This is a genomic window from Streptococcus sp. AM43-2AT (genome assembly GCF_003603405.1).
GTDB classification, from domain to species: Bacteria; Bacillota; Bacilli; order Lactobacillales; family Streptococcaceae; genus Streptococcus; species Streptococcus ilei.
This window is the reverse complement of the sequence record NZ_QTND01000001.1, coordinates 726,814-744,508: the sequence shown is the minus strand read 5'-3', so window position 1 is coordinate 744,508 and position 17,695 is coordinate 726,814. Positions and strand designations below refer to the sequence as shown.

The window sequence follows — 17,695 nt, the reverse complement described above, 5'->3', positions numbered from 1 at the left end:
GATGGTTGAGTCTTATAGTAAAAATGCTAACCACAATATGCGCCGCCCAGTTGTGAAGGAGGAAATTGTCTCCTTCATGCGGGAGCGCCAAGCACCGGTAACCGATGCTTTAAAGGAGCTCGAAGAATTTGCTCGTCGGGAAAATATTCCCATTATCCCTCATGAAACGGTCGCTTTCTTTCGTCTCTTTTTGCAGACCATGCAGCCCAAGTCTATTTTAGAAATTGGGACAGCGATCGGCTTTTCGGCCCTCTTGATGGCGGAGCAAGTGCCGGATGCAAAGATTATAACCATTGATCGCAACGAGGAAATGATTGGTTTTGCTAAAGAAAACTTTGCTCGTTTTGATCAACGCAAGCAGATCACCCTCTTAGAGGGGGATGCGGTGGACCTGCTGGAGCATATTGAGCAACGCTTTGACTTGATTTTTATGGATTCGGCTAAGTCTAAGTACATCGTCTTTCTTCCAGAAGTTCTCAAACGATTGGAAGTTGGAGGAGTCGTGATTTTGGACGATATCTTCCAAGGAGGAGATGTGGCGCGTGATATCATGGAAGTTCGTCGTGGACAACGCACCATCTATCGAGGATTGCAACGTCTCTTTGACGCCACTTTGGATCATCCTGGCTTGACAGCCAGTCTGATTCCCCTCGGTGACGGCATTCTTATGATTCGTAAAAATCAGGAAAAGGTTTCTTTGCCGACAGAAGAGTAGCTTTTAGACTTATTTAAGTTATTCTTTTGATTTTGTGGTAAAATAGTAGCAGTGAATTTTAGAATGGAGAAATAAACATGAAGAAAAAATTTGTAGCTGGAGCGGTGACCCTTTTATCAGTCGTAGCGCTAGCAGCTTGTGCAAAAAGTGGCAGTGACAAAGATATCGTCACCATGAAGGGTGACACGATCACTGTTGGTGATTTCTATGATGAAATCAAACACAACCAAGGTGCACAACAATACCTTTTCCAAATGACCATTAATAAAGTATTTGAAAAAGAATACGGGTCAAAAGTCTCAGACAAAGATGTTGAGAAAAAAGTTGATGAGCAGAAAAAACAATTGGGTGAAGCCTTCAATAGCTACCTCACTCAACAAGGTTTGACAGAAGAAACCAACAAACAACAAATCCGTAGCAATCTTTTGTTAGAGTATGCGGTTGACCAAGCTATTTCAAAAGAATTGACAGACGAAGCTTATAAAAAAGCCTTTGAAACTTATACACCAGAAATCACTGCAAATGTGATAAAATTGGATTCAGAAGAAAAAGCCAATGAAGTTCTTGCAAGTGTAAAAGCTGAAGGCGCAGACTTTGCACAAATTGCCAAAGAAAACTCTACAGATGCTAGCACCAAAGATAAGGGTGGAGAAATTACCTTTGACTCTGGAACAACAACTGTTCCAACCCGTGTCAAGGAAGCAGCTTCTAAGCTTGATGTAAATGGTATTTCTGATGTTGTCATTGTTCCTGCTAGTCAAAACAACGCTGGTGCCTACTATATCGTTAAAGTAACTAAGAAGGAAGAAAAAGGATCTGACTGGAAGAAATACGAAAAACGCTTGAAAGAAATTCTGACGGCAGGACGTAAAAATGATGCCAACTTTATCCGTAGCATCATCGCCAAAGCAATGACAAATGCCAATATCAAGGTGAAAGATGATGCCTTCAAGGCAACCTTCAACCAATATATGCAAAATATTGGTGCAACAACAGAAGGCAGCTCATCTTCTAAATAAGGATAATTCTTTTTTCCGGATGCAGAAATTATGAAGTACTTAGAAGTTTATGAGAAATTTGACCATAAATGGACAGGAATCTACAGCGACCTCTTCCTACAATTTAAGATGTTTCGGAAGTAGGAGTATATAAAAGAAAACGAATCAGTAACAGCTGGTTCGTTTTTTAGAAAAAATAGAAATCATGGTATAATAGTTTTAGGTTGAGAGTTATTAGAATTGTTTATAGCATCTCTGAAAATTTAATTCTAAAGGAGTTCAAAATGAGCCGGACCACGCAAATGCATATATATATATATATATATAACCTAATAAAAAAATGTAGAAAATATATACTGAAACCTACTGAAAATACAGTAGGCTTTTTGCGTTTCTTGGAGGTATCTAATGGCTAAAAAGTTATTAAATATCACTGAGATTGAGGATAGAACCAAGGTTTTAGTAGAAAATCTTAATAAATCGACATTTATTGTTGATTTTGTTTCATTGTTTGATATTACTAAAACGACCATAACAAGAGCAAGTAAAACTGCTTCTAATGATTTTATAATAAAAAACAAATTGTATTTTCGTAAAGTTGAAAGCCAACCTTTTCTTGCGTTAACTGAGATTGATAAAGAGATGTCGGGACAGGCTCGTAAACCTCGATTTATTATTACAACAGATTTTCAAGAATTATATGCAAAGGATACACAGACAGAGTTAACTTTAGCAATTACTTTTGATGATTTACCAGCCTATTGTGATTTCTTCTTGCCTTGGAATGGTATTGAAAAGATTGATTATGAGAAGGAAAATCCTGCTGATGTAAAAGCGGCAGAACGTTTTACCAAACTTTATGATGAGCTAATTTCTATCAATCCTGAACTAGCAATCATTGAAACGGATGGTAAATCATTTAATCTATTTTTGATTCGTGTTCTTTTTCTATTATTTGCAGAAGATACAAATATTATCTCCAAGGGAGCTTTCACAAATGTTATTAAGATGAGGACGTCCGGAGATGGTTCTGACTTGAATGAGTGTATTAGAAAGCTATTTACTGTTTTAGATATGCCTGACTTTAGTCGTCAGGATTTTGAGTCGTGGTTATCAGATTTTCCCTACGTAAATGGTAAGCTTTTTTCGGAGCCACATCATGACCTTATTTTCAATAAAAGGACTCGTCAATTACTCATTGAATCAGGGGAATTGCTAAACTGGAATGAAATCAATCCAGATATTTTGGGCTCAATGATTCAAACGGTGGCAAATGCAGAAGCAAGATCAACATCGGGTATGCACTATACTAGCGTGCCCAATATTATGAAGGTCATCAAACCACTGTTTTTAGATAATTTACGAGCAGCATTTACGGAATTAGAAGAACGAGCTGACTACTATATAGGAGGTGGTGACTTTAGCGAGGACCATCGTCGCAAGGAATTGCGACAACTCTTACCCAAGCTAGATGATTTGCTTACTCGTATGGCATCTATCAAATTTTTAGACCCTGCCTGTGGTTCTGGAAATTTCCTCATCATTACCTATAAAGAACTTCGTCGTTTAGAGATTAATATCTTAGTCAAACAGCGAGAAATTCGTGAAGCCTTAAATGAAAAAGCTGTTTATCAAGGAGAATTGATTGCTGATGCCTCTAAGATTTCTCTATTCCAGTTTTCAGGAATTGAATTGGATGATTTCGCTCATGAAGTAGCAAGGCTATCCTTGTATATAGCGGAACACCAGATGAATGTGGAAATGGAAGAAGCACTTGCTGATGTCCATCCAAGACTACTCCCCTTAAGAGAAGCTGGGAATATCGTTTGTGGGAATGCCCTAAGAATTGACTGGGAAACTGTTTTGAATGCGAAGGAAGATGACGAAGTTTATATATTTGGGAATCCGCCGTATATAGGGAGTCAAAAACAAACTTTATCGCAGAAGAAAGATATAGATGAATTATTTGTAAATATAAATAGTCATAGGATTTTGGACTACATTGCAGGTTGGTTTATAAAAGGTGCAAAATTTATAAATAATTATAATGCAAAAATTGCTTTTGTAACTACAAATTCAATTAACCAAGGACAGCAAGTTGCTATTTTATGGCCTGAAATCTTTAGATTAGGGGTAGAGATATCTTTTGCTTATTCATCTTTTAAATGGAACAATAGCGCAGCACATAATGCAGGTGTTACAGTAGCTATTATTGGGTTATCAAGAGTAAATAAACACGCCAAAAAGTTGTTTAGCGAAGATGGAGAAATACGTGATGCAAGCCATATAAATGCTTATCTTGCTGAAGGCGAGGAAATTTTAGTATTTTCAAAATCATCGGCTATATCTTCATTACCTGAAATAAAATTTGGGAATATGCCAAGAGATGGTGGACATTTGCTCATAGAAAATAAAGAAGAAAAAAATAAAATCATATCAAAATATCCTGAATTAGAAAAATATATAAAAAAATATATTGGAGGTTCGGAGTATATTAATGATAAAAATCGTTTTGTATTTTGGTTAGATAAAAATAGCTATGAAAATCTCGCATTAAATCCACTAGTATCAGAACGAGTAGGGATGGTGAGAAATATGCGAGAAAATAGTTCAAAAAAGGAAACAAGATTAGCAGCTGAGAAACCTTATGAATTTGTAGAGAGAATCAGATACGACGAAGCATATGAAAAAGGCGATATAGAAGGTTGTCAAGCCATTATAGTTCCATGTACCTCATCAGAGTCTAGAGATTATGTACCTATGGGATTTGTAGGAGATGATACGGTCATATCTAATTCAGCCATGGTTATTTACAATGCTCCTATCTGGCTTCTTGGTATCTTAGAATCCAAAATGCATATGGTTTGGCTTCGTTCAATTGGTGGTAAATTAAAGACAGATTATCGTTATTCAGCTGGGCTGGTCTATAATACATTCCCACTTCCAGAACTTTCAGAAGCTCGGAAAAATATGCTTGAGGAAGCTGTTTTTGAAATGCTGGATGTTCGAGAAGAAGAAGGTGGAACATTGGCTGAGTTGTACGGTGGTGCTAATAAACCGATGAACGAACGTCTTCGTCAAGCACACGAAAAAATTGATGGTATCGTAGAACGTGCCTACCAGCAAAAGCCTTTTGAATCAGATGAAGAACGGCTCAGTGTCTTATTGAATCTCTACAAAGAAATGACAGAAAAGGAAGCGAAATGACCTCAAATATATTTGAAATCAATTACAATGGGACAGGTGCTAGTCAATCTAATAATGCACTTGGTATGCGTGAAATGCAGGCGCGCGTATATGCTAAGAGAACTTCTCAACACTTATTGATTAAGGCGCCTCCTGCCTCTGGTAAGTCGAGAGCTCTGATGTTTATTGCTCTTGATAAACTACATGCTCAAGGCCTGAAAAAAGCTATAATAGCAGTTCCAGAAAGGTCTATCGGAAAATCGTTTCGTTCAACTAAATTGACAGAATATGGTTTTTACTGGGATTGGGAAGTATTTCCAAAAAATAATTTGACTGACCAAGGGACCAGCAAAAGTAAGGTTAAACAGTTTGTAGACTTTATGCATTCAGAGTCACCTGACGATAAAGTTCTAATCTGTACGCATGCTACCTTGCGTTTTGCCTTTGAACAGCTAGCTGATAGTGATTTTAATGACGTTCTTTTAGCTATCGATGAATTTCATCATGTATCTCAAGATGATAATTCAGTTTTAGGAAATGCCTTAAGAAACATATTAGACAATTCAACAGCTCATGTAGTAGCCATGACTGGTTCTTACTTTCGTGGAGATTCTGTTCCAATTTTGGCACCTGAAGATGAGCAAAAATTTGACAAGGTATCCTATACTTATTATGAACAATTGGAGGGATACCAATATCTGAAAAGTTTTGCCATGGGTTATAACTTTTATCGTGGTCGTTATACGGATGCTTTGCACGAAGTACTCGATACAAGTAAGAAAACCATTATTCATATTCCCAATGTTAATTCAGGTGAGTCAACCAAAGATAAGTATGATGAAGTTGACCGAATTTTAGACGAATTAGGGCAAGCAGTCCCAGATCCTAAGACGGGATTATGGTTGGTAACCGAGGAAACAGGTCGTGTATTGAAGGTTGCTGACCTTGTTACAGAAGAAGGTCGTGAAAAAGTACAGGACTATCTAAATAATATGACTAGTTTAGATGATCTAGATATTATTATCGCACTTGGTATGGCTAAAGAAGGTTTTGACTGGCCTTTTGCTGAGTATGCTTTAACGATTGGTTATCGTCAGTCGCTGACAGAAATTGTTCAGATTATAGGTCGAATAACACGCGATTGTTCTAATAAGACACATGCCCAATTTACTAACCTCATTGCTCAACCAGATGCTCAAGATGATGAAGTTTTCTTTGCTGTAAATAATGTTATGAAGGCTATTACAGCTAGTTTATTAATGGAATCTGTTTTAGCACCAAATTTCAAGTTCAAGCGCAAAGGCCGAGAAGATCAGAAATTTTCTGGTGCAGAAATATTTGTGAAAGGTTTAAAAGACCCTAGTACACAAAGAACAAAGGATATCATAGAAAATGATATGAATGATTTACGTGCTAGCATACTTCAAGAGCCTCGTATTCAAACTGCGATTGCTGCAGGTACAGATGCAGACGTGATTAATAAGCAGATGATTCCGGCAATCATTAAACAAATTTATCCTGACTTAAGTGGTGAGGAAGTTGAAGAGGTTCGTCAACAATTCATTACCCAATCTGTAGTCCAATCAGCTGAACGGAAAGTGGGAGTAGGACAAACCGATTTTCTAAAAATGGCAGATAAATTTGTGAATATTGATGAATTATCTATTGATTTGATTGATAAGATTAATCCTTTCCAAAGAGCTTACGAAGTTATATCACGTGAAATTGATGCTCCGACTTTGCGTCTAATACAAGATTATATGGATGGTCAGAAGATGGAGTTTTCTGAAGAAGAACTTTTGATTCTATATCCTCAAATTAAACTATTTTTAAAAGAAAATAATCGCTATCCTGATAAATCAAGTAATGATATGTACGAACAGAGACTTGCTTATGCATTGCTCCAGTTAGCTCGGATGAAGAGGGATAGTGATAATGACTGATTTTAAAAATTTAGAAGATATTTTTAATGATTCTGATTTTGAACATTTAATATCTCCTTTAAAATCTAACGAGAAAAAAGTTGCGGACCGTGAAGTTGAAAAATTTATAGAAATTGTTGATTGGGTGAGAGAAAATAATGGGCATGAACCGCAAAAGTCCAGAGATATTAAAGAGCGTAGTTTGTATTCACGATTGAACGGTATTAGAAAATCTCCTGATAGTATCCGAAAATTAGAACCTTATGATGAATTTGGGCTACTAAAAATAGATGTAGTTGAGTCTGATACTCCTATTTCAAGTCCTACTAGTTTAAAAGAAATTTTATCAGATGAATTGTTTGAGTCAGTGAATAGTGATGAAAAATCTTTATTTGATATCTCACGTTATAAGCGAACGATTCAAGCGCGTGATAAAACAAGAACACGTAAACGGATGGGCAATTTTGAAGATTATCAAGGATTATTTACTCGTGTTCATGATGAAATTAGTGAAGGTCGTCGTCAAGTCAGAAAGTCTGATGTGATAAAAGAAAAAGAAATAAAACCTGGTATGTTCTATGTGGATAATGGAGTAATGGTTTATGTTGTTTCTAAAGGAGAAGATTTCACTGACAAGAATGGCTATACAAATGCTGAACTTCATCTCGTATACGAAAATGGTACAGAAAATGAGAAGGCCTTACTCCGTTCTTTTGTCTCAAATTTACACGATAGAACCCGACATGGACGAATGGTAACCGAATTGATAGATGATGTGATGACTGGCATCAGTCCGAGTGAACGAATTACAACTGGATATATCTATGTGGTGAAATCCTTGAGTAGCAATCCTCAAATTGCCAATATCAGTAATCTCTATAAAATCGGTTTTACAGAGGATCAAATTACAAAACGGTTAGCAAATGCAGAAAGAGAAGGAACCTATCTTTATGCTCCGGTTCAATTAGTAGCCAGTTTTGAGGTTCAAAATTTTAGCGCTAGAAAACTTGAAACTACTATTCATCATTATTTTGCAGATAAACAATTGGAGGTGGAACTAATAGCTCCAAATGGAGAGAATTTTGTTCCTAAAGAATGGTTCTTAGTATCATTAGATGAAATTCAGGAAGCAATTTCAAAAATCGGACTTGAAATTTGTGTACAATAAAGTAAAGAACTTACTCTTCTTTACCAGTTGACTCAAACTTTAAAAAACGATATAATAGCAGAGTTGAGAATTGATTTTCAGTCATCTTAGTCCAGAGAAATGGCGGTGCTGCGAGCCATCTAAGCTAGGAAGTCATGCTACTCAATCATACAATTGCATAAGAATAAGAGAATGACAAGTTCATTGAATGAAGGTGGTACCGCGGTTTTTCGCCCTTCGTAGTGAGCTTGTCTTTTTTTCAGCATTTCTACCGGAGATTCTTTCTAGTAGCAGAAAGACCTTCCTATGGATTTGCAGGAGGAAACTGATGAAAACGTATCTGGTGAAACAAAAGTTTCGACTTGGAGGGGAACGCTTTGACATCAAAAATGATCTGGGAATGGTAGAATACCAGGTAGAAGGTTCATTTTTGAAAATTCCCAAAACCTTTACGATATTTGATGTGGAAGGCCAGAAGGTCAGCCATATCACGAAGAAGCCTTTTAGCCTCTTACCCCAATTCACTGTAGAGTTGGCGGATGGCTCCAGTTTTTTCATCCGTAAAAAACTAACCTTACTCCGTGATAAGTACGATATTTCTAACCTAGGACTACGCATCGAAGGCAATATCTGGGATTTGGATTTCAAGTTATTGGATGATCGCGACCAGCTGGTTGCAGAGATTAGCAAACAAGTCTTTACCATGACGTCGACTTATCAGGTATCCGTCTATGAAGAGGAATATGCTAATCTCGTGATTTCCTTGTGTCTTGCCATTGACTATGTAGAAATGATGGAGAATGGCTCTTAAGCCGATCAATAGAAAACAATAAATAGAGGAGAAAACATGAAACAATTATCTAGTGCACAAGTCCGCCAAATGTGGCTTGATTTCTGGGCTACAAAAGGCCACTCAGTAGAACCATCTGTTAGCTTGGTTCCAGTAAACGACCCAACTCTTTTGTGGATCAACTCAGGGGTTGCAACTCTTAAGAAATACTTTGATGGGACCATCATCCCTGAAAACCCACGGATTACCAATGCGCAAAAAGCCATCCGTACCAACGATATCGAAAACGTAGGGAAGACTGCACGTCACCATACTATGTTTGAAATGTTGGGGAACTTCTCAATCGGAGATTACTTCCGTGACGAAGCCATTACTTGGGCTTATGAACTCTTGACAAGTCCTGAGTGGTTTGACTTCCCTAAAGACAAACTCTACATGACTTACTATCCAGATGACACAGATTCATACAACCGCTGGATCGAAGTGGGCGTGGATCCAAGTCACTTGATCCCAATTGAAGATAACTTCTGGGAAATCGGTGCTGGACCTTCTGGACCAGATACAGAAATCTTCTTCGACCGTGGAGAAGCCTTTGACCCAGAAAACATTGGAATTCGCTTGCTTGCAGAAGATATCGAAAACGACCGTTACATCGAAATCTGGAACATCGTCTTGTCACAGTTCAATGCGGACCCAGCTGTACCTCGTAGCGAGTACAAGGAGTTGCCACACAAGAACATTGATACGGGCGCTGGTTTAGAGCGTTTGGTAGCAGTGATCCAAGGGGCCAAGACTAACTTTGAAACAGACCTCTTCATGCCAATCATTCGTGAAGTTGAGAAATTATCTGGTAAGGTCTACGACCAAGATGGAGACAATATGAGCTTCAAGGTCATTGCTGACCATATCCGTTCGCTTTCATTTGCCATTGGTGATGGTGCCCTTCCAGGAAATGAAGGTCGTGGTTATGTCCTTCGTCGTCTCCTCCGTCGTGCTTCTATGCATGGTCAAAAATTGGGCATCAATGAACCTTTCCTTTACAAATTGGTTCCAACTGTAGGTAAAATCATGGAAAGCTACTACCCAGAAGTGCTTGAAAAATGTGACTTTATTGAAAAAATCGTGAAGAGCGAGGAAGAGTCATTCGCCCGCACTCTTCACTCAGGTCAACACTTTGCCCAAAGCATCGTAGCAGACTTGAAAGAAAAAGGCCAAACAGTTATTGCTGGGCAAGATGTCTTCAAACTCTATGATACTTATGGATTCCCAGTGGAGTTGACAGAAGAAATCGCTGAAGAAGCTGGTATGACTGTAGACCGTGAAGGCTTTGAAGCAGCCATGAAAGAGCAGCAAGAACGTGCGCGTGCATCTGCTGTCAAAGGCGGATCTATGGGTATGCAAAATGAAACCCTTCAAAACATTACAGTTGAGAGTGTCTTCAACTACAATGCTAGCCAATTGTCTTCTAAGTTGGTGGCTATCGTAGCGGACAATGCAGAAGTAGAAGCTGTATCTGCAGGAACTGCATCTCTGATCTTTGCAGAAACTCCATTCTACGCTGAAATGGGTGGACAAGTAGCTGACCACGGTCAAATCTTGAATGCTGCAGGTAACGTCGTAGCGACAGTGACAGACGTTCAAAAAGCACCGAATGGACAAGCTCTTCATACTGTTGAAGTTCTTGCACCTCTTGCTTTGAACCAAGAATACACTTTGGCCATCGATAGCAATCGTCGTCACCGTGTCATGAAGAACCACACAGCCACTCACTTGCTCCATGCGGCTCTTCACAATATCCTTGGCCACCATGCAACTCAAGCAGGTTCACTTAATGAAGTAGAATTCCTCCGCTTTGACTTCACCCACTTCCAAGCCGTAACTCCAGAAGAATTACGTGCTATTGAGCAACAAGTCAATGAGAAGATCTGGGAAGCTATCGCAGTGGAAACTGTTGAGACAGACATCGACACAGCCAAGGAAATGGGTGCTATGGCCCTCTTTGGTGAGAAGTATGGTAAGGAAGTCCGTGTTGTCACTATCGGAGACTACTCAGTGGAACTCTGTGGTGGTACCCACGTTGGCAATACTTCTGAAATCGGACTCTTCAAGATTGTCAAAGAAGAAGGGATTGGATCAGGAACTCGTCGTATCTTGGCAGTGACTGGTAAAGAAGCCTTCGAAGCTTACCGTGAACAAGAAGATGCCCTAAAAGCAGTCGCAGCAACCTTGAAAGCACCTCAACTCAAAGAAGTTCCTCACAAGGTGGAAGGCCTTCAAGAACAACTCCGTCAATTGCAAAAAGAAAATGCTGAATTGAAGGAAAAAGCAACAGCAGCGGCAGCAGGCGATGTCTTCAAGAATGTTCAAGAAGCAAACGGCCACCGTTACATTGCCAGTCAAGTTTCTGTATCAGATGCAGGTGCACTTCGTACCTTTGCGGATAACTGGAAACAAAAAGACTACTCTGATGTGCTTGTTCTTGTCGCAGCTATCGGTGACAAGGTTAACCTTCTCGTAGCAAGCAAGAGCAAAGACATCCATGCAGGAAACCTTGTCAAAGAATTGGCTCCAATCGTCGATGGTCGTGGTGGTGGAAAACCAGACATGGCCATGGCAGGAGGAAGCAACCAAGCCAAGATTCAAGACTTGTTGGATGCCGTAGCAAGTAAATTGTAAGAATCGAAGAGGTTGGATGTTTGTCCAACCTCTTATTTTAAAAAAGAAGCGGCTCCAATCAGAAAAAGATTGCAACAAAAAACCTTTCCGTCTGGAAAGGTTTTTGACTTATAGTCCGTAATTATAATCGTCATCCTGCATGGCTTCTACTTCACCGAGAAGGTAACCATTCCCGACTTGAGAGAAGAAGTCGTGGTTGGATGTACCGGTTGAGATTCCGTTCATGACGATTGGGTTGACATCATCTGCTGAGTCTGGGAAAAGTGGATCTTGTCCCAGGTTCATGAGGGCTTTGTTAGCGTTGTAACGAAGGAAGGTCTTGACTTCCTCAGTCCAGCCCACACCGTCATAGAGGCTCTCTGTGTAGCCTTCTTCGTTTTCATAGAGGGTGTAGAGCAGGTCATACATCCATTCTTTGAGTTTTTCTTGTTCTTCTTCTGGTAATTCGTTAAATCCGAGTTGGAACTTGTAGCCGATATAGGTTCCGTGAACAGATTCGTCCCGAATGATCAACTTGATGATTTCAGCCACATTGGCTAACTTGTTGTTTCCGAGATAGTAGAGCGGTGTGAAGAAACCAGAGTAGAAGAGGAAGGTTTCAAGAAAGACGCTGGCTACTTTCTTTTCTAGAGGAGTTCCATTGAGGTAGATTTCATTGATGATTTCTGCCTTCTTCTGAAGGAAAGGATTGGTATTGGTCCATTCGAAAATCTCTTCGATTTCTGACTTGGTATTCAAGGTAGAAAAGATTGAAGAGTAAGACTTAGCATGGACAGATTCCATGAATTGGATGTTGTTAAAGACAGCTTCTTCGTGGGGAGTACGGATATCTGCACGAAGGGCTTGCACACCAGTTTCGGACTGCATAGTATCCAAGAGTGTCAATCCACCAAAGACTTTACCGACCAAGTCTTTTTCTTTGAGAGATAACTTTCTCCAGTCGTCCAAGTCGTTTGACAAAGGAATCCGTGTATCCAACCAGAATTGTTCGGTTAGCTTTTCCCAAGTAGATTTATCGATGACATCTTCGATGGCATTCCAGTTAATGGCTTTGTAGTAAGTTTCCATTTGAAATCTCTTTCTTTTTCTAATTCATTCGATCATACAATCATTGTTATTCTAACACAATTGTTAGCATCCCGCACAAAAAGTCGGCGGACCGACTTTTGGTAGCAGTGGATCAGAGTGTCTTAGATGACACAGCTTTCACATTGGTTCGCGCCAACTTCTCCACCATCATCTGTAAAGGTACGGACGTAGTAGATAGACTTGATTCCCTTATTAAAGGCGTAGTTGCGAAGGATAGACAAGTCACGAGTGGTCTGTTTGTTTTCAGTTTTCCATTCGTAAAGTCCTTTTGGAATGTCACTGCGCATAAAGAGAGTCAGTGAAAGCCCTTGGTCTACGTGCTCAGTTGCGGCAGCATAGACATCGATGACTTTCCGCATATCCATATCGTAGGCAGAAGTGTAGTAAGGAATCGTTTCCGTTGACAATCCTGCTGCAGGATAGTAGATCTTCCCAATTTTCTTCTCTTGACGTTCTTCAATCCGTTGTGTAATTGGGTGGATAGAAGCAGACACGTCATTGATGTAGCTGATAGAACCATTTGGTGCCACAGCAAGACGGTTTTGGTGATAAAGACCATCTGCTTTCACTTTATCACGAAGTTCAGCCCAATCTTCTGCACTAGGGATGAAGATGTCTTTAAAGAGTTCTTTGACACGCTCTGATTTTGGAACAAATTCTCCAGTCGTGTACTTATCAAAGTAAGTGCCGTTTGCGTAGTCTGATTTTTCAAAGTTGTGGAAGGTAACGCCACGTTCACGCGCGATGTTGTTTGATTCCACGAGGGTCCAGTAGTTCATGAGCATGAAGTAGATGCTAGTGAACTCAACAGACTCAGGTGATCCGTACTCGATCAATTGTTGCGCAAGATAGCTATGAAGTCCCATCGCACCAAGACCAAAGGTATGCGCTAGGCTATTTCCGTGGTCGATCGTAGGAACAGCGACGATGTGAGAACTATCTGTCACAAAGGTCAAAGCACGAACCATGGCACGAATAGAACGACCAAAGTCAGGTGAGGTCATCATGTTGACCACGTTGGTTGAACCAAGGTTACATGAGACGTCGGTCCCCATTTTAATGAATTCTTGAGCATCGTTGATCAAGCTTGGCTCTTGAACCTGGAGGATCTCTGAACACAAGTTACTCATGATGATTTTGCCATCAACTGGGTTTGCGCGGTTAGCAGTATCGATATTGACTACATACGGATAACCAGATTCTTGTTGCAATTTAGAAATTTCTGTTTCCAAATCACGGGCTTTAATTTTTGTCTTACGGATGTTTGGATTAGCGACTAACTCATCGTATTTTTCAGTGATGTCGATGTAGTTGAATGGCACTCCGTATTCACGCTCTACAGAATATGGGCTGAAGAGATACATTTCTTCGTTCTTACGAGCCAACTCATAGAACTTGTCTGGTACGACGACACCAAGTGAGAGAGTCTTAACCCGGACTTTTTCATCGGCATTTTCTTTCTTAGTAGAAAGGAAGGCGATAATGTCTGGGTGGAAGACGTTGAGGTAAACAACCCCCGCCCCTTGACGTTGACCAAGTTGGTTAGAGTAAGAGAAGCTATCTTCGAAAAGCTTCATAACTGGAACGACACCAGAAGCAGCTCCTTCATAACCCTTGATCGGTGCTCCAGCTTCACGAAGGTTGCTGAGAGAGATTCCAACCCCACCACCGATACGTGACAGTTGAAGGGCAGAGTTGATAGAGCGTCCAATCGCATTCATATCATCTGTTACTTGGATCAAGAAACAGGAAACCAATTCTCCACGGCGGGCACGTCCAGCATTTAAGAAAGAAGGAGTAGCAGGTTGGTAGCGTTGGTGGATGATTTCATTTGCGATGTCTTTGGCAATGTCTTCATTTCCATCCGCAAAATAGAGAGCATTGAAGAAGACGCGGTCTTCCATGCTTTCGAGATAGTATTCTCCATCATTTGTTTTCAGCGCATACTGGTTATAAAATTTATAGGCAGCCATGAAGGACTTGAATTGGAAGTTTTGGTCTTTGATAAATTGATAAAGTTCTTCCAAGAATTCTGGACGATATTTCTTGATAAAAGCTGTTTCGATATAGTTGTGTTCAATAAGGTAGTTGATTTTATCCGTTATTGAATCAAAGGCCATAGTATTTGGCGCAACATTTTCTTTAAAGAAAGCATCCAAGGCTTCTTTGTCTTTATGAAGCATGATTTGACCGTTTACTGGACGGTTGATTTCATTATTAAGACGGAAGTAGGTTACGTCTTCAAGTGATTTTAATCCCATAATGTTCCTTTTTCTAGTTCAAAAACAAAGGGGAGGCAAGCTCCCCTGTACAAGTAAAAGGGCCAGGGAACACCATAGTCAAGGACTACAATAATTCATTCCCCAGACCAATCAGATCCTGTTTGATAATGTTAAGATAATTTTTTGAGCTTAGCTGGTTGGAAGCCAGAGAAGACTTCATCTGCCGTTTGGATAACTGGCGCAGCATTGAAACCAAGGTTCTTCACATGGTCCACAAACTCAGGTTGCTCATCTAGATTAATTTCACGGTATTCAACGTGATTGGTATCTAAAAAACGTTTGGTCATTTTACATTGAACGCAATTATTTTTTGAATAAATTGTCACCATAATGTGATCTAACTCCTCTAAATTCATAAATCTGTATCTAGTATAAACAAAAGGTTTTTCCTTGTCAAGAGTTTTAACTAAATATTGTGCACATAAATTAACTATACCGGAAGATACCACAATATGTAGTATTGTAAGAATTAGTGAAAATTGAGGAAAACGTGATAAAATATAGGTTTTTAAAGTCAAAGGAATTCCTATCTTTTTCCTAAAATTCTATATACTGTGTCCGTGAAACTAATTCTATTTATTTAATAGAAGAAAGTAAAAAAGCAGTTCAAAAGAAGAGAAAAATTGAGTGCTTCCTGTAAGTATTTTCAGTAAGTGTGTGATAAAAATCTTGAAAAATATTGGAGAAGATGATATAATAGCAAATTGTAAGGGTTATCACAGATAACTCAAAACTAATTTTAAAAGGAGAGTCAAACTATGGCTTCTAAAGATTTCCACATCGTGGCAGAAACAGGTATCCACGCACGTCCAGCAACTTTGTTGGTTCAAACTGCTAGCAAATTTGCTTCAGATATTACTCTTGAATACAAAGGTAAATCAGTTAACTTGAAATCAATCATGGGTGTTATGAGCCTTGGTGTTGGTCAAGGAGCTGACGTTGTAATCTCAGCTGAAGGTGCTGACGCTGATGATGCTCTTGCAGCAATCGCTGAAACAATGGAAAAAGAAGGATTGGCATAAACATGACAGAAATGCTTAAAGGAATTGCAGCATCTGATGGTGTTGCCGTTGCTAAGGCATATCTACTTGTTCAACCCGACTTGTCATTTGAAACGATCTCAGTTGAAGATACAAATGCAGAAGAAGCTCGTTTGGATGCAGCTCTAGAAGCTTCACAAAACGAGCTTTCTCTTATTCGGGAGAATGCAGTAGCGAGCCTTGGTGAGGAAGCGGCACAAGTATTTGATGCTCACATGATGGTTCTTTCTGACCCTGAAATGGTTGGTCAGATCAAGGAAACAATTCGCACGAAGAAGGTGAATGCTGAGGCTGGTTTAAAAGAAGTTACAGACATGTTTATCACCATCTTTGAAGGAATGGAAGATAACCCATACATGCAAGAACGTGCAGCAGATATTCGCGACGTGACCAAACGTGTTCTTGCAAACTTGCTTGGTAAAAAATTGCCAAACCCTGCGACCATCAATGAAGAAGCAATTGTGGTTGCGCATGACTTGACTCCATCCGATACCGCTCAATTGAACAAACAGTTTGTTAAAGCTTTTGTTACAAACATTGGTGGTCGTACAAGTCACTCAGCGATTATGGCGCGTACGCTTGAAATCGCAGCGGTTCTTGGTACAAATAACATTACAGATCTTGTAAAAGATGGTGATGTGTTGGCCGTATCTGGAATCACTGGTGAAGTAGTCATCAACCCAAGTGAAGAACAAATTGCAGCCTTTAAAGTAGCTGGTGAAGCTTATGCCAAACAAAAAGCTGAATGGGCTCTTTTAAAAGATGCGAAAACAGTGACAGCTGATGGCAAACACTTCGAGTTGGCTGCTAACATCGGTACACCTAAAGACGTTGAAGGTGTGAACGAAAATGGTGCAGAAGCTGTTGGTCTCTATCGTACTGAATTCTTGTACATGGATTCTCAAGACTTCCCAACTGAAGATGACCAATACGAAGCATACAAGGCGGTTCTTGAAGGTATGAACGGTAAACCTGTTGTCGTTCGTACAATGGATATCGGTGGGGATAAAGAACTTCCTTACTTCGATCTTCCTAAAGAAATGAACCCATTCTTGGGTTACCGTGCTTTGCGTATCTCTATCTCTGAAACAGGTAACCAAATGTTCCGTACACAATTGCGTGCTTTGCTTCGTGCATCTGTTCACGGTAAATTGCGGATCATGTTCCCAATGGTTGCTTTGTTGACAGAGTTCCGTACTGCTAAAGGTATTCTGGAAGAAGAAAAAGCGAAATTGGTTGCTGAAGGTGTTGCCGTTGCTGACGACATCGAAGTAGGGATCATGATTGAAATCCCAGCAGCAGCAATGCTAGCTGATCAATTTGCCAAAGAAGTTGACTTCTTCTCAATTGGTACAAACGACTTGATCCAATACACAATGGCTGCTGACCGTATGAACGAACAAGTTTCATACCTTTACCAACCATATAACCCATCAATCCTTCGTTTGATCAACAATGTGATCAAAGCAGCTCATGCTGAAGGTAAATGGGCTGGTATGTGTGGTGAAATGGCCGGTGACCAAACGGCTGTTCCACTTCTTGTCGGAATGGGCTTGGATGAGTTCTCTATGTCAGCTACTTCAGTCCTTCGTACACGTAGCTTGATGAAGAAATTGGATACAACTAAGATGCAAGAATACGCTAACCGTGCTCTTACTGAATGTTCAACAATGGAAGAAGTTCTTGAACTTTCTAAAGAATACGTGAACGTAGACTATTGATGTTAAAAATCTGATAAAAGTTATCACCTCGGAAGAGGTGATAGCTTTTTTATTTTAAACCTGTATTTGTTTCTTTAAATGAAGTAGCTGAACAAAAATGGACTAGGTGTCGCTATATCAAAACAAAAA

Annotated in this window: 12 protein-coding genes and 1 pseudogene; 10 read left to right on the top strand and 3 right to left on the bottom strand. The window is 39.7% G+C overall.

Going from position 1 to position 17,695, the window contains the following annotated elements:
- The first annotated feature begins 1 nt into the window (after nt 1).
- The 8 genes and pseudogenes from DW930_RS03660 to alaS all read left to right on the top strand — a co-directional run bounded on the left by DW930_RS03660 (nt 2) and on the right by alaS (nt 11,434).
- Nucleotides 2-715: an O-methyltransferase gene (locus DW930_RS03660; RefSeq protein WP_123159348.1), complete on the top strand. Its 714-nt coding sequence runs from the start codon at nt 2-4 to the stop codon at nt 713-715.
- A gap of 77 nt (nt 716-792) precedes the next feature.
- Nucleotides 793-1,734, top strand: coding sequence for a peptidylprolyl isomerase (locus DW930_RS03655; RefSeq protein ID WP_123159347.1), 942 nt, complete (start codon nt 793-795; stop codon nt 1,732-1,734).
- Nucleotides 1,735-1,743: 9 nt separating this feature from the next.
- Nucleotides 1,744-1,857, top strand: a pseudogene (locus DW930_RS03650) (spermidine/putrescine ABC transporter substrate-binding protein); the annotation flags it as partial.
- Between the two features lie 264 nt (nt 1,858-2,121).
- Nucleotides 2,122-4,920 (top strand): DNA methyltransferase, encoded by a 2,799-nt coding sequence (locus DW930_RS03645; RefSeq protein WP_123159346.1) that lies wholly within the window; start codon nt 2,122-2,124, stop codon nt 4,918-4,920.
- Complete coding sequence (locus DW930_RS03640) at nt 4,917-6,842, top strand: DEAD/DEAH box helicase family protein (protein ID WP_123159345.1); 1,926 nt, start codon at nt 4,917-4,919, stop codon at nt 6,840-6,842. Before DW930_RS03645 ends, DW930_RS03640 begins: the two co-directional genes overlap by 4 nt.
- Nucleotides 6,835-7,989, top strand: coding sequence for a GIY-YIG nuclease family protein (locus DW930_RS03635; RefSeq protein ID WP_123159344.1), 1,155 nt, complete (start codon nt 6,835-6,837; stop codon nt 7,987-7,989). Before DW930_RS03640 ends, DW930_RS03635 begins: the two co-directional genes overlap by 8 nt.
- A gap of 307 nt (nt 7,990-8,296) precedes the next feature.
- On the top strand, nt 8,297-8,779 hold the full coding sequence (locus DW930_RS03630) for an LURP-one-related family protein (RefSeq protein ID WP_123159343.1): 483 nt from the start codon (nt 8,297-8,299) through the stop codon (nt 8,777-8,779).
- A gap of 36 nt (nt 8,780-8,815) precedes the next feature.
- Nucleotides 8,816-11,434 (top strand): alanine--tRNA ligase, encoded by a 2,619-nt coding sequence (alaS, locus tag DW930_RS03625; protein ID WP_123159342.1) that lies wholly within the window; start codon nt 8,816-8,818, stop codon nt 11,432-11,434.
- Nucleotides 11,435-11,542: 108 nt separating this feature from the next.
- Here alaS and nrdF read toward each other — a convergent pair whose 3' ends face one another.
- The 3 genes from nrdF to nrdH form a co-directional block, all read right to left on the bottom strand.
- Nucleotides 11,543-12,502: a class 1b ribonucleoside-diphosphate reductase subunit beta gene (nrdF, locus tag DW930_RS03620; protein WP_023026617.1), complete on the bottom strand. Its 960-nt coding sequence runs from the start codon at nt 12,500-12,502 to the stop codon at nt 11,543-11,545.
- A 122-nt stretch (nt 12,503-12,624) separates the two neighbouring features.
- Nucleotides 12,625-14,784 (bottom strand): class 1b ribonucleoside-diphosphate reductase subunit alpha, encoded by a 2,160-nt coding sequence (gene nrdE, locus DW930_RS03615; RefSeq protein ID WP_123159341.1) that lies wholly within the window; start codon nt 14,782-14,784, stop codon nt 12,625-12,627.
- A 131-nt stretch (nt 14,785-14,915) separates the two neighbouring features.
- Nucleotides 14,916-15,134 (bottom strand): glutaredoxin-like protein NrdH, encoded by a 219-nt coding sequence (nrdH, locus tag DW930_RS03610; RefSeq protein WP_006596951.1) that lies wholly within the window; start codon nt 15,132-15,134, stop codon nt 14,916-14,918.
- 429 nt (nt 15,135-15,563) lie between these two features.
- On the opposite strand from nrdH, the gene DW930_RS03605 reads away from it, so the two are divergent.
- Together DW930_RS03605 and ptsP are read left to right on the top strand one after the other, a co-directional pair.
- Entirely contained in the window at nt 15,564-15,827 is a 264-nt protein-coding gene (locus DW930_RS03605; RefSeq protein WP_006596636.1) for a phosphocarrier protein HPr, read from the top strand.
- Between the two features lie 2 nt (nt 15,828-15,829).
- Complete coding sequence (ptsP, locus tag DW930_RS03600; RefSeq protein WP_123159340.1) at nt 15,830-17,566, top strand: phosphoenolpyruvate--protein phosphotransferase; 1,737 nt, start codon at nt 15,830-15,832, stop codon at nt 17,564-17,566.
- Nucleotides 17,567-17,695 lie beyond the last annotated feature (129 nt).